14 protein-coding genes are annotated in these 13,656 nt (G+C 57.1%); 9 read left to right on the top strand and 5 right to left on the bottom strand.

The genetic code is table 11. The features are described from left to right. Window positions 1-66 precede the first annotated feature (66 nt). From AV059_RS04285 to AV059_RS21915, 9 genes are all read left to right on the top strand, one after another. On the top strand, window positions 67-1,215 hold the full coding sequence (locus tag AV059_RS04285; RefSeq protein WP_050038702.1) for a hypothetical protein: 1,149 nt from the start codon (window positions 67-69) through the stop codon (window positions 1,213-1,215). 295 nt (window positions 1,216-1,510) lie between these two features. After that, the gene (locus AV059_RS22260) at window positions 1,511-1,648 is read left to right on the top strand and encodes a hypothetical protein (protein ID WP_175055192.1); all 138 of its coding nucleotides are present in this window, start codon (window positions 1,511-1,513) and stop codon (window positions 1,646-1,648) included. Beyond that, complete coding sequence (locus AV059_RS04280; protein WP_050038701.1) at window positions 1,649-2,014, top strand: hypothetical protein; 366 nt, start codon at window positions 1,649-1,651, stop codon at window positions 2,012-2,014. It abuts the gene before it with no gap. Window positions 2,015-2,110: 96 nt separating this feature from the next. After that, entirely contained in the window at window positions 2,111-2,263 is a 153-nt protein-coding gene (locus AV059_RS21920; RefSeq protein WP_154020842.1) for a hypothetical protein, read from the top strand. A gap of 1,196 nt (window positions 2,264-3,459) precedes the next feature. Next, window positions 3,460-4,605 (top strand): SOSS complex subunit B family protein, encoded by a 1,146-nt coding sequence (locus AV059_RS04275; protein WP_050038700.1) that lies wholly within the window; start codon window positions 3,460-3,462, stop codon window positions 4,603-4,605. A 596-nt stretch (window positions 4,606-5,201) separates the two neighbouring features. Beyond that, the gene (locus AV059_RS04270) at window positions 5,202-5,798 is read left to right on the top strand and encodes a helix-turn-helix domain-containing protein (protein ID WP_050038699.1); all 597 of its coding nucleotides are present in this window, start codon (window positions 5,202-5,204) and stop codon (window positions 5,796-5,798) included. Continuing rightward, complete coding sequence (locus AV059_RS04265) at window positions 5,795-6,304, top strand: hypothetical protein (RefSeq protein WP_050038698.1); 510 nt, start codon at window positions 5,795-5,797, stop codon at window positions 6,302-6,304. Before AV059_RS04270 ends, AV059_RS04265 begins: the two co-directional genes overlap by 4 nt. A 387-nt stretch (window positions 6,305-6,691) precedes the next feature. After that, window positions 6,692-7,747 carry a PQQ-binding-like beta-propeller repeat protein gene (locus AV059_RS21475; protein ID WP_175055191.1) on the top strand — a complete coding sequence of 352 codons (1,056 nt, stop codon included), beginning with the start codon at window positions 6,692-6,694 and terminating at the stop codon, window positions 7,745-7,747. Between the two features lie 449 nt (window positions 7,748-8,196). After that, window positions 8,197-8,349 carry a hypothetical protein gene (locus tag AV059_RS21915; RefSeq protein ID WP_154021001.1) on the top strand — a complete coding sequence of 51 codons (153 nt, stop codon included), beginning with the start codon at window positions 8,197-8,199 and terminating at the stop codon, window positions 8,347-8,349. 10 nt (window positions 8,350-8,359) lie between these two features. Here the strand turns inward: AV059_RS21915 and AV059_RS04255 are convergent, their stop codons facing one another. The 5 genes from AV059_RS04255 to AV059_RS04235 form a co-directional block, all read right to left on the bottom strand. Beyond that, entirely contained in the window at window positions 8,360-8,725 is a 366-nt protein-coding gene (locus tag AV059_RS04255) for a hypothetical protein (protein ID WP_175055190.1), read from the bottom strand. 1,113 nt (window positions 8,726-9,838) lie between these two features. Further along, the gene (locus AV059_RS04250; RefSeq protein WP_050038726.1) at window positions 9,839-12,055 is read right to left on the bottom strand and encodes a type IV secretion system DNA-binding domain-containing protein; all 2,217 of its coding nucleotides are present in this window, start codon (window positions 12,053-12,055) and stop codon (window positions 9,839-9,841) included. Beyond that, window positions 12,052-12,807, bottom strand: coding sequence for a hypothetical protein (locus tag AV059_RS04245; protein ID WP_050038696.1), 756 nt, complete (start codon window positions 12,805-12,807; stop codon window positions 12,052-12,054). The genes AV059_RS04250 and AV059_RS04245 overlap by 4 nt, the downstream gene beginning before the upstream one ends. After that, window positions 12,804-13,277 (bottom strand): hypothetical protein, encoded by a 474-nt coding sequence (locus AV059_RS04240; RefSeq protein ID WP_050038695.1) that lies wholly within the window; start codon window positions 13,275-13,277, stop codon window positions 12,804-12,806. Before AV059_RS04240 ends, AV059_RS04245 begins: the two co-directional genes overlap by 4 nt. Continuing rightward, window positions 13,274-13,651, bottom strand: a complete 378-nt coding sequence (locus AV059_RS04235; protein WP_050038694.1) for a plasmid mobilization protein — start codon at window positions 13,649-13,651, stop codon at window positions 13,274-13,276. The genes AV059_RS04240 and AV059_RS04235 overlap by 4 nt, the downstream gene beginning before the upstream one ends. Between the last annotated feature and the right edge of the window lie 5 nt (window positions 13,652-13,656).

Raw genomic sequence — 13,656 nt, 5'->3', positions numbered from 1 at the left:
TGAAATATCCAATCGAATACAATTGTGCACCAATAGGTTTTTTTCGCTGTCTTATTAGAAATAGCTATGACACGTGCAGAAGAGTTGTTGTTCGCACATCACGGGAGCCACAAAGAAGATAATGCAACGAAGAACCTCTGTTGGTTGTTGAACAAACTTCCTTGGGATATCTCACGGAGGATGCTGGAAACACTAGTTGACCCAGTAGACCACGATATCAATTTACAGACTATTGATCCAAGTAGTGTCACGGTGAAAGCTCAAGAAAATACTGCAGTGTCGGCAGAACGGTCAGATGACGCGGCGCTCATAGGATTAGCTACCCAGGGCCATGATTACGACAAACCAGATGTGACTGAGCTTGATCCGTCACAGCCACCGAAAGAGTCGAGGAGGCTAGACATAACGATCGAGATTAATGATGAACTCGTTGTCGGAGTAGAAGCGAAGGAAGGCAGTACATTCAATCAGTCACAATTACAAGATCATGCCCGCGAGTTGGAAGCGTCAGAGTTCGATCTTGTAACATGGGAAGCACTCAGTCAGCAAATTGGGGCACTGTTGAATACTCCTGTTGATGAGATCGGTAAAACTGAGATCTCAGGGGAGGAAATTAGTGGAGAAACAGTTAGACTGCTGCTTTCTGAATACCGAAAGTTACTGGAGAATGAATTGGTCGTATCATGGGAACAGATTGGAACGTCATCCTATACGGCGGGTGAGAATTCAATCAGACTCAAAAAGGATGTGAAAATCCCTCATAAAGCGATCGAGCCCTACGAAGAGACTGAAAGGGTACCTGTAGCGGTCGTATTTCAGAGCGTCTATGAAGAGGGGTCTAAGAACGGTGGCCGGTTGTTCTTTAGCCCTGAAGAATGGCGACAGCTACTCTCATCGATGGATGAGTGTTATGTCAAGGCATTTGAAAAGGGGGAATTAGCGTGCATTGCCGACGATTATGAATCGGGGGGTGGACAGATTACAGTCGCAGAGATTACAAATTCTGCTGGGGATAAAAAGTATATCCGGTATGGAGATCGGGGGAAGAAAAATAACGAACCCTATCTTCATCTCAACAAGAGTACAGCACGTGGGGGTAATATTCAGGACATCCCCATGTACGACGAAAATGAGTTTGCAGAGATGTTTGGGCCTGAATCATCTGTTACGAAGCTATTCACGGACCCAGAAAGAGTATTTGAGTCCTCAAAATAGATTTTCAGCAAGTGCGGAGTGTTTTGCCATTCACTGCAGGTCTTCTGCCCACTGGTGATGTTTGGCCGACTACAGATTAACGCTACTGTGTAAGCCCTCTCTAGTGCATTGTGTGATTAAACCATGGTGGTGCCGTCAGATCGATTTCGTCATCTAACGGGGTCGTATAGAAAGTACAGCGTCAACGGACCAACTTGGTGGTTGTTACAAGCGTATAGAGCCGTAGCGATACCAGTCTGACGGCAGTATTAGAGGCAATTTTGTGACCCCCCACTGGGCGAGGGGTTTCCCGATCATGAGTACCGAACAGCAGTCCGTCGATGAACAGCCTTCAGATACCGAAGCCGACGACCAACCAGACATTCGTGCCCAGCATCGACAGGCACAGGAACGCGGCGAGGTCTTTCAGGGCCGTCGTCGGGGTAACAAGTAGATGTGTTGTCCCGACTGCCATCGGCCACAGTCGGCGTCGGCATGTGTCGACAAACGCTACCATATCGACGGGCAGGCTTTCGACCCGATTCCGTGGGGCGAGGGCAGCCAGTCTCTCACCTACGAGCGGCAAACGCTCGAAAGTGGTGAGCCAACCGCTGTGATCGACCCTGAACGGTGGCGCGACCGCTCGTGTCCTGCCTGTGGCGTCGAGCAAGGCGAGCTCCACCACCAGATGTGTGACTACGAAGAGTGCCCCGCGTGTGGCGAGCAGTTGCTACTGTGTTCTTGTCTTGTCGAGATCGAGATCAACGAGACGTCCAGTATTACAGGTCGCTTCAAAAAGTTGCTCGCTCGTCTCCTGTAAGCGAGACTCTCTTTTCTGGAGAGCAACCCTCGAGTCCATTGTCGGACCGGGTTCGCTGGTCGATATTTTGTGAGTTCCTGGCGGGCGAGGAACACAATGTCCGAGACTGAAGGTACCTGCCCGAACGAGGACTGTAACGCAGAAATCGCCAAGACAGAGACTGTCAACGTCGAAACAGACCCACGCGCTCGCGATCCGCGCACCGAACCTCTCGTCATCTGCGAGGAAGGCCACAAGAACACCGTGTGAGGTCGCTGACCTGCCTTTACCGGTAGAGACGACGCGCACGTCAATCGCGCGCGGTTGGAGACGAGAGGGACACGACTGCACTGGCGCTGGCAGTCGGTCCCTCTCAACGTGGGGCAGACAGCCGGGCGAAACAGACGGACGGCTGGTGGATAGCAGCGTGGGGCTGGCAGGGCGGCTGAGAACGCGAGAGCCGAGCGTGTGTCGGCGTGGGACTGACGGCCGGGCAGGAAACAGGTGATTGACTGGTGTACTCTCTGGCCGCCGGGCAGCTGCCGCTGGGCGGCACTCTCGCTCTTTCCGGAGCCGGGACGGGAACAGAGGGCGGACGAGACTGGTGCAGAGTAGAAGGGTCGCGTGTCTGGCAGGAGGTGGGTTCTGGCACTGCTATACCTGGAGTCGAATGGTGTGGCACTCGTGGCAGTATTGAAGGAGATAGCACTACAGAAGGCGAGACTCACGGCACTGCTAGCGGCGTAACTCGTAGCACTAACTTCGGGGGCACTACTGACTGTCGCGGGACTGCCGGGACTTGCGGTACTGGAACCACTCCAAACAGTATCGCGACGGCGAGTGCGGTGTCGGACCAGCACACCTCGAAAGCCCCACGCCGCTGGCGGTCGCTCAGCGACATATCCGCGTAAACCGCACGCGGATATGTCGCTGACCCGACTACAGCAAGCGCCAGCGGCGTGCCCCTTTCAGTCCCACCCGACTACTGCAGCACAGCAGTAGTCGACGCACGCGTCGGAGTCGCGCGCGGTCTGGATGAGGAACCCTCGCGGCCGGCGCTCCCTCGCCGGAACGAGGACGGGCACGGAGTGCCCTGTGTTCCGGGCTGCTCACTGCGTTGCGCTGCCGGGCTTTCACCCATCCGGCACTCGCTTGGCCGCGCGGGATGCTGGCTCACCGCGACCGCACACGATGGGACCGCCCGCCGGGGTGTCAAACCCACACCGCTCTTTATATACTAATTTCCCTCGAAAACGAAAACACAATACACCGCTTAGACACCATTCAGACACCCAAATATTGCACTTGAAACAACCCATTTTTTCCGTTACCTTTAAGTTATATGCACCCGTGTCGTTAAGTACGGAAAGGCACGACGCACGCGGCGCTCACGAAGCAGTTTCACGCCGCAGAAATCGGGTGATGGCACACCCGACAAGTGTCTTTCCGTAGGAACGCGAAAGACAATGTACGCTACCAATTCCAGCGGTAAGAAAGCATCGGCAAGCAAGCAGACGGTTACCCTCTCCGCCCACGTCGAGGGCGGTCCCGAGCAACTTCTAGAGCAGGTCGCAGCAACCGAGAACGGCGACGAACTCGATTTCCGGATGAACAAGGGCAGCGATAGCCGCGGCAACTACTACGCCCGTCAGGAGGAGGCATACGACTACGACTGGACGCGCTCGACCAAGGTTGGGCCGAACCGATACTTTGGCGAAACTCTGGAACAGCAAGAGGAGCGCCACGGACGCGAGGCCGAGCAAGCCCGACATTCCGAGGTCGCACGCGCTCACGTCGACGGTCCCGACCGCGAAGCCTCGGCTCGCCAGCTCACCGAAGCCGAGGCGGAACGTGCCGACGGTTTCCGCTCGCCGGCTGACCCCCGGCAGTGGATGGACCGGGACACGCTGGCCCGAGTCAACCAGCAGGCCGCAACGCTCGCAGACAAGACCAGTCTGTCACAGGCGGCGGCGAGCCGCCGGCTCGCGGCCCTCGTCTCCGGGCAGATGGGCAACTGTGACGACCTGTATGAGGCGTCCTTTACCGTGCTTGCGGAAGCCCGCGACGAACTGGAATCACCCACGCCAATCGCGGATGTCTCGCCCTACGGCTACGAGTGTACCGTCGAGGGTGAAGTCACCCACATCATTGAGGAGCCAGACGCTCGGAACCAGTACCAAGTGCTGTACCTCGAAGACGACGAGGGTACGAGCGCGAAGGTCACGGTCTGGGGCAAGTCCATGCACGGCGGCGAGATGGTCCGCACGCTCCACGAAGGCGATAGGGTGCGAATCTCCGGGGGCAAGCCAGACGAGTACAACGGCATGAAGACGGTGGCGGTCACGAGTGACACGCTCATGTGCGTCATCGAGCGCGGCGACGGTCCCGCGCCCACTGGACACGCTGGCTGTGCATTTGGCACCTCCGGCGAAAGCCGAACGGCGGCGTCGTGGGAAGCAGAGTCAGACACCCATCAGTGGGCCAACGAGCGGGATACTGACCGCGCGGTCGCCGTGACGCTCGGGAAGGCCCGCTGTCCCGAGTGTTCGGACCTGTTCGACACTGAGCATGGGGCCGCCACCCATCGCGGCATCGCCCACTCCGCAGACTGACGCCCGATAGCGGCGGCGTCCCCCACCGAGTGGGGGCTTCCTCGGGCGGTGCGACGGTGCTCGCGCACGCGGCCTCGCCGCCGCCTCCGGCGAGCCGGGCGGCGGCGAGACAACCGCGCGCACGGACTGGAGCGCCACTGCAACGTCGCGTCGACGTTGGTCAGTCTGGTAGAGGCTGTGAGAGGGCTGGTGTCCTAGTGTGTGCGTGAGCGTGGGCCAGCCGGCCCGGGAGAAACTGGGGCTGAGTGGCTGGTGGCTCGCGACAGCGCGCGACGCCACCGACAGACTCGCGCTGCTCGTCTGTCGAGCCCTCGTTCGCTACCGCTCACGAGGACGACGGGGCGCTGCGCTCGGCGCTATCGCGCGCCTCACGCCGGTCCATCGTGCCTGCAGTAGCGGGCGCGATCCCGGCCTGCCGCCGGGAACAGAGACTGGGGTCGCTCTTGCTCTAGTTGGTCGACCGTCGATCAAGAGAGAATACCAGTGGGCCAGCCAACTACTGGACACACGACCTCAAAGAGCACCTTATCGCGATATCGTAATGGTGACCAGAACACTTTTTACTGTTTCTCTGTAAACTGTAATCAAAGCGCACTATGTCACGCACCTCAGACCAGACCGACGGCGACATCGTCCGCGACTTCCTCTCGATTGCGGATATCCTCGAAGAGCCACAGCTTGCCCAGCTATACACGTACCTCGCTCACGAAGACGAGGCAACCGTCCAAGACGTAATGCACGAACTCGACCTCGCACAAGGAACTGCCTACAGCTACGTCAACCGGATCGTCGACGCCGGCGTCGTCGAGGTCACTCACGATGAACAGCCCCGTCGATATGCAGCCCGCGAGATCAACCTGACTGTGACGACAGCCGCCGGCGACCGCGAGTACACGATCACGCCAGCGCTCATCGACGCGGTCGGTCGCCGTGAGACCAACGACGACATCGACACCTACATCGACCGCCACGGCGTCGCCGGCCTCGCAACGGCGCTCACCTACGCGGTCGCCCGCGAACGTGGAGAAGTGACCCACCGGCTGATGGCCGAAGACCTCGATATCTCGCCATTAGCTGCGGAGATGATCCTGCAGGCGCTCCGGCCCGTCGTCCACGAACACTACGATATCGAGGCGTCGGGCGCGTCGCTTGACGAGTTGGACATCGACGACGGCGCTGCTGACGACACGTGAGTCGCCTCCATATCGTCGACACTGGCCTGTTCGTCGCCATGGGACAGCTGTCGAACAACCGGTACAGGGCTATTCGTCGATTCGCCCGCCAGAACGACATCACCTTCGTCCTCCCAGAGCGGGTGCACGAGGAGTTGACAGTCGATGACTCCGACGTTGAAGCACCGCCGGTCGACGCCGCGATCGACGAGGGGTGGGCTGACGTCGCAGCGCCACTTGATTTTTCCAAGCCCATCGTCTCGCGGGCGATGGATGGCGTCCAGCGATACATCGCGAACGCCGACGACCGACCCGCGGACGAGGTTGAGCAGGCCGACGCCGCGCTTGCGGCCCTAGCTGTCCAGCATCTCAGCGCGGGGACGGTAAGCGAAGTGTACATCTACACGACCGATATCGCGGCCGGCGAAGGGACCGAGACCGTACTCACCAGTGAGGGATATGGAGACTCGGTGACGTTCGTGAACGGCTTCCGGTTCCTCGAAGATTTACTCCCAGACGACAGCTAGTCATTTTCAACGCCCTGTCAGGACATCCGGACCGTATCTTCGACATCCCGTATTCCAATTACGGTACGATTGTTCCCACGGACTCACGGATATGTCGGAGGCGTGGGTCTGCCGCCCGGGGTGCAACTGAGGCTGGGTTACTGGTGGAGCGCACCAGCGCACGACGCCACTGGCAGACTCGCTCGTTCAGTTCCGAACTACACCCTGAAAATCGACACTGATGGGAACGAAACTGTGAGGACCCCGATAAGCAATCGTTCGGATCAATCGAAGATATTTTACTGCCACTCACCGATGAACTAAATCTACACTAGAACTCTCTACACCGTATCTACGGAAAAACTGAGTATAACCAGAGTTTACATGGTATACACTCGACGGAAAATTTTGACACTGATCGCTGGCGGTGTGGCTGGGAGCGCCGGCTGTTATGCTTCCTTCCAGGGCCGAAATCAAGGCGTTGAGACCGAGCGTGTGCCTGAGCCACAGCGGCTTCGGTGGCGATATAAAACAAACGGCCGTGTCCCCACCGCAGTACGCAGTAGGCATGGCCAACTCTACGTTGGAAGCGGTGATCACCACCTTTATTCATTAAATCCGGCTGATGGATCGCTCAACTGGAAGTTTGAAACCAACGGCCCAATTTGGTCGAGTCCAAAGGTGAACAACGATACTATTTATGTTGGAAGTGACAATAATAGCCTCTACGCAGTAACTTCCAGCGGAACGGAGCGCTGGCATTTCGAAGCTGGCGACGATATCATCAGTAGTCCAACCACTGATGATGAAACAGTGTACTTTGGAAGTTCCGATAACCATATCTACGCACTCAATGCCGAGTCAGGAGACAAGCATTGGGAGTACCTGACCAAGGGCCGTGTCGGGGCAGGTCCATCTGTACACAAAGATATTGTGTATGTGGGTAGTGGTGACAATTCATTTTATGCGCTTGATGCCACGACTGGTGAGCATTTGTGGGACTTCCCGACCGAGGACAAGATCTGGGCAGACGCTGCTGTTTCTGGGGATCATGTCTTTGTCGGGTCAACTGACGCCACGCTGTACGCACTGAACCGTCACAACGGTAGTTTGCTCTGGTCACTGGAAACTGATCTTGATATTAATTCTACCCCAGTTGTCTGGAATGAGACAGTCTATTTTGGTAATCATCTTGGAGTCTTTTATGCTGCGGATACAGCCACAGGCGAGGTCCGCTGGAAGACCGGGAAGACAGAAGGTCCACTTAACAGCAATCCAAGAGTTGCCGATGGCGTGGTCTACGTCGGCGACCGTCACGGCTACATGCGGGCTTTTGACGCCGAGACGGGAGAACAGCACTGGGCAGTTAAGACTGGCAACGCTATCTTCTCTAAACCGTACATTACCGACGACACCGTCTATTTCGGCAGCAACGATGGGTACGTGTACGCCATTGAGCGCTGACGGTCACTCCTCGATTTGTGATTTGATTTCCGGATAATGCTGACAGCTTGCGACGCCACTGCCAGACTCGCAATGCTCGTCCGTCGTGCCCTCGTTCGCTTGCGCTCACTCGGACGACGGGGCGCTGCGCTCGGCGCGGTCGCGCGTCTCGCTTCGGTCCATCGTGCCTGCAGTGGCGGGCGCGATTCCGGCCTGCCGCCGGGATGTGGACGGGAACCGCTCTTTCGCTAGTCTATCGCTTGTCCGTGCGTTGCCCTGCTTCGAGCGACGTGACCAGTTGCGATTCAGGTCAGTTTCTTCGCTGGTCTAACCAACAGAACCGGTGAAATCCCGGATACTGTTGGTTAGTCGGTGTCTGGGACCGGTATCCCAGACGGTACTCATCTCCAATTTTGTGTGACCGCAGGCAGGTGGTGGCCAGATAGGGCCGCTGGGAGGTGATATTTCAAATGGGAGAGATTCAGTGTCCACGGTGTGAGGAGACGTTCAACACTCGGTACAATCCAGTGAGGTTTCGCGCGGGGTCCTTCTACGACTCAGAGCGCAATGAGGAGTACGATCAAGTCTGTGAGGACTGTCATCGAGAACTGACAGACAAGTAAGCCGAGTCGCCTACTCCGCAATTTTTTCGTCGACTGGGTCAGGGATTGTCCCTATCTCCATCTTCAGTAGTCGTTCTGACTCATCAGTGTGGGTGTCTTCCTCGATCAAGAATGCCTCGACGGTTTCCCGATCACTGTGATACTGGATTGCTGTCTCGTACCCATACCGGGTGTTCACGCCCGGTGCGGTGCTGTGTTTAACACGTACCAAGAACTCGCGATCCTCCCATGTTTTAATCTTCACTGACCGCGGTGCATCGAGTTCTCGCCGGGCAATGTCGATCACTTCATCGACGACTGGCCCAATCGCTTCGATGCTCGGGATTTGACGCTGGTTAGATGGCTGTTGCTCTGGGGAAAGTTGTGGCTGTGACATGAGAACGGTGCGATTCAGACTTGGCCGTCATCGCTCAAAAATCTCCGGGTCCGGGTGGCTCCAGTTGGCACACGTCGAGGTACTGGTCCCACGGAGTCCCGGATAGATCGCAGGCGTGGGTCTGCCGGCCCGAGCGCAACTGAGGCTGGACGGCAGGTGGAACGTCCCAGCGCGCGACGCCACTGACAGCCTCGCGGTGCTCGTCTGTCGTGTCCTCGTTCGCTAGCGCTCACTCGGACGACGGGGCGCTGCGCTCGGCGCTATCGCGCGCCTCACGCCGGTCCAATCGTGCCTGCAGTAGCGGGCGCGATCCCCGCCGGGAATCGGACCGGTTCTCGGCTGAATGCCACACTAAATTACGCTACTGAGTGAGTACGAAAACAAGGTGCATTGTACCTGTTGGGAATCAGATACAAAGCTCCGGACAAAGTGGTGTGGTTCCTCGTCAGTGGGCAACAAGGTATGCGCCACGAGGGGCCGAAGTGAGCGAGGATCGAGCGTGGGTCTGCCAGCGCTGGCTCAGTTTGAACGAGGTCGTGATCGGCGTGGCCTTGGACGTCGGTGGCCGGCGACGTGCGTGGCACAGTAGACTCACATGATGTTCGGTGGGGCTGGCCCGCCGTGTGCAGTCCCGATTGGACTCTGGGGAGTGAGTCGAGACATATCTGTTCTCCAATAGTTGTAGCCGGGGGCTGAGTGGGCGGGCTCTACTCTATCCGAGGTTTGCTGTTGGTCACCGGCACCTATGTTCTATTTCTTATGTATCGTTGTTTCTAGCGCCCGGCTCACGACTGAATCGCCAAAGGACAAGATAAAGAGTGTCTTACATCGGCGGTTTTCGGTGAATAATTCGGCCGCCGTCTTGCGATTTAGATTTGTTTCAGTCGGATGTGGTGATTCACTGCTGGTGATTCAAACCGGAGTAAAACCGCCGCCGTCCTGCGATTTCAGAGATATAATAGTAGCAATAAAGGTAAGTATTGGTATCTGACAAAATAGAGGGTGGGCGTACTTGCAATCCACTCTTACCAACGTAGTAGAGAGAATTACAGTCGCAGAACAGCACAAAAGTATTAGATACTCTATATACAGAAACGAGTTCACAACAGCGGATTACATGAACTCAGATACGTCGCGCTCCTCCTCTTTTGACTCAGTTTCGTCCCGCTCTTCAGTCTCGTTTGAGTCTTCCTCTGCATCTGATTCAGTGGGTGATTCACCGCCTTCCTGCTCGGCAGATTCCGCCCCACCTAAGCTGGGATCTGGGTCCGGATCAGAGAAGAGTCCCCCGGTGTTGTCGTCGGACTGCTGGTCGTGATCGCCACCGTCGTACTCATCTTCTTCACCTGATAGGTCTGGGCGGTCTGTGTCCGGAGGTGTGACGGCAGTGTTTGCTGTTGTCTGGTCGAGTGGGTCACTGGAATCGTCGTCGCCCAACCCGTCTGTCGCGTCGACGGTCGGCTCGACTTCCGGGTTACGATCCGGGCCACTATTTCTGGATTCATCGCCGTCGGTCTCACCAACTGACCCACGGAGTACATCGTCAAGTCGAGCCCGAGTGAACGAGAACCAACTGTCGTTCTCTATGTCGGTGTCATCTTCCGTTGGCTCTGGTTCCGAACTGCCCGGCGACTCCGCGCCCTGCGCCGGGAGGCTGTCGCGAACGTCAGCCAGTTCGTAGGACTGCCCGTGGACCCACGTCGTCCGAGAGACGGCAACGCACTCACCGGGCTGGAAGTCTCGGAGCAGGCCGGACGTGACCGGCGTTTTGTCCTTCTCTTTATACGTGTCCCGAGCCTGCGTTCGTGGGTTCTCGCCACGCCCCTGGTGACTCATCGAGACCATCTCCGAGCGATCATACTGCCGACTCTCGCCGAGTTCGTCGAGGATGAAGTCCGTCGACTCACTGTCACCCGGACCAAAGTAGACTCCCTGTGGGCAGTTGCCGACAATCCCAGAGATCGTACTGTACGTGTCCTTGAGCTGGCCGATTGTCTGTACGCCGACCAGTGCCCGAGCCTTGTGTTTCCGGCCTCGCGCCGTGAGGTTCGTTACCTGCGTGAGCGCCGGCAGCGCGTCAATCTCGTCGAGGATGTGGACCGTGGGATTCGAGGCGTTCATCGCGTAGCGGATCGACCAGTCCACGAGCAGTTGATACATCGGCCCAAGCGTTTCCAGTTCCGTCGGGTTCGAGTCAATGATGAGGACCCGTCCTTCGGGGTTCTCGATGTACTCTTGCAGCGAGAACTCCCCGTAGTCTCCGAAGTCGCCGGTGAAGACGGGATCGACGTTCTCCTTGATCGTCTGGTAAACGTTCTGTGCGCCTTTCCCCTTGTCAGGGTCGATATGACCCGAGTCCAACCGGTCAAACTCGTCGAGGGCTTCCTTCAGCGCGATGTGGCCCTCGTTGAGCAAGGAGACGATATCGGCGTGACAGAGCGCATGGCGGCGGTTGTTCTTTTTCGCGCTGAGATGCAGATACATCAGCATCTCCGCGAAGGTCTGTTTGGCGGGCCGGTGGAACGGGTCGTGGCCGTCGGCTTCGCCGAAGATCGCGCCGGCGACCTCACGGAAGTCCGACTCTGAATCAGCGTCCTTGAACAGATTCCAGACCACATCGCTATCTTCGTGGCGGATGCGCTGGACCTCAAAGCCCAGCTCCTCGTAGAATGCTTGGAAGTCCTCACCAGTATCGTGGGCGATGACTGCCGTGTTACTGTAGTATGGGAACTGGTAGGCCAGCAGCTTCATCATCGACGTCTTCCCCGAACCAGTCTCGCCCACGACGGCTGTAGAGACATCCTGATCGAGGGTGAACGGCATTTCGGCCTCGTTGTGTTCGTGAGAGACCTCTTCCAGCGGGACGACGGACTCCCCGTCGTCGTGGTCCCACTGGTTCATCGCGAGCATTTCCGGCGATGTCCGGCGGAGCAGCTCCCCGGAGAACACGATACCGATTGAGATAGCATACAGAATCACCGTATTCGAGTACGAGAGCATCGGCAGCGACAGGCCGGGCACGGTGAAGTCAGCGAACAGTGTCCCGACCGAGATGGCAGCCAGAACGTGTGCGAATGGGAATAGCAATGCGACGCTGGGTGTCTGGACCAGCACGTCGTAGAAGAACGCCACACTAATCAGTCCGAACCCGAGGTAGATGTAGCGCCACGCCCAGAACCGCTTCGGAAGGACCTTGTCACTATCGACGATCATCGGCGGGAACAACAGCATAAATCCGGCCCAGACGAACCCGACGACGTTGTCGTACTTGAGGCTATTCGGAACCTCCCCGGAGCGTTGTCCTGGTGGTGCAGAGGAACTCGAACTCACTGCCACCACCCAACTTCGCGCTCGGGTTCCTGCTCGCGTTCAAGATCAACTTCGGGTTCGCGTTCAGGTTCCGGTTGCTCTTCGGTCCTCTCCCCAGCACGCTCTGAGAGTGGCTCAGTTTGGCGCTCATCGGTCGCTTTCTCAGCCGTGGGCTGTCCGGCGTCTTTCTGCTGACTCTTCTCAGTCGCCCGTTTGAGCGCTTTTTCCGCTTCGGGGTTCAACGCTAGTTCTGCCTCGTGGTACTGCTCCCGTGCTTCTTCATCCACGACCCGGCCAATGTCCTCGGGAGAATCACGGGCGGCAGCCGTTGGGTCGCGTGTTCGAGCGGGTTCTTCAAACGCAGTCGCTGCTTGTTCGCGCATCTGTCGGATATCTTCCCGACCCATTTCTAATTCCGCACGCTCGCCAGTCGCCGCGATATGTGCATGGGGAAACTCTGTGTCTCGGTGAACACCATACACGCAGTCGGTTGTCGGTTGTTGAGCCAGCCCGCTATTCACCAGTTCCCGAGTGTTATCACGGACTTCTTCTGGCGAATATTGTCCTGTGGGATCTGGCGAGACGATTAAATGCCGCTGGAATCCGAACTCGCGGCTCTTGTTGACAAACCGATTCACCTCTGAGTCAGACAGTTCTCGCCCAGCTGGGTTTCGGAGGTCAACTGCCGCGCCGGCGTCCTGTTCGCGAACACGCTGAATGTAATCGACGAGGTTCCCTGCACCACCCTCCTGATAATCTGTTTTCAGCATCATGCACTCTCACCTGCCGGTTCGGCGGCAATCGAGGCATCTGAATCAGGGTTGCTTTCCTCGTCTGGTGTTTGCGATTCTGTGTCTGGATCTCTCCCAACATGCTCGCCGGCAAATTTCAGCGCAAGCCGTCGCTGTTCAGCTGAGTAGTCATCTTGAATCAGTTTCCAGATCGCGATAGTGTATGCCGTCCGGACTTTTTGGACGGTTTTTACCTCCTCCATTGTTCCAGACTCAAATTCTTCTAACAGCTCTGTCACCTCGCGCTTTGCCTCCTCCAGCAAGACTTCGATTTTTGTGTTAGTGCTGTACCGCTGATACTGACTCTCTCCAGTCTCCCACTCAACGTATTCCTCGATAACCTCGTGTCCGTATTCGGAGGTGGATGTCCCCGCGGCGTCAGCCAACTGGTCAAACAATTCTTTGTTCTCTTCACTCGTATAAATCTGGAGTAGAGTGTCTCTCTCAGTCATTCCTGACCCTCCTTGTTTCGGATGGTTTCAACCTCATCCTCTAGTTTATCTGTCGCTTCTTCCATCGCAGTAGCGCGCTTGTCTGCCGGGAACTCAGAGGAAATTAAATCCCACAGAGCGACCGAGTAGAACAGTTCCTGATCCGTGTCAACGTTTGTTGCTTCATCAACGTCTTCTACGACGGCATCAGCGATGTACTCCAGTTCCGATCCAAGGTTTAATTCCCCCGCACGCTGTTCCTGTAGTTCGCTCGAAATACGCCGTTCCGCAGCTTTCAGAATGTACTCTGAAACCCCTTCACCCGCTTTGTTAGCCTGCTTTACGATCTGTTTTCGCTGCTCTGCACTCATCCGAATTGTAACTTTTTCACTCATATGAA

This window comes from Haloarcula sp. CBA1127 (genome assembly GCF_001485575.1).
Lineage (GTDB): Archaea > Halobacteriota > Halobacteria > Halobacteriales > Haloarculaceae > Haloarcula.
The sequence above is the reverse complement of the archived record's forward strand: the minus strand, read 5'-3'. Positions and strand labels throughout refer to the sequence as shown.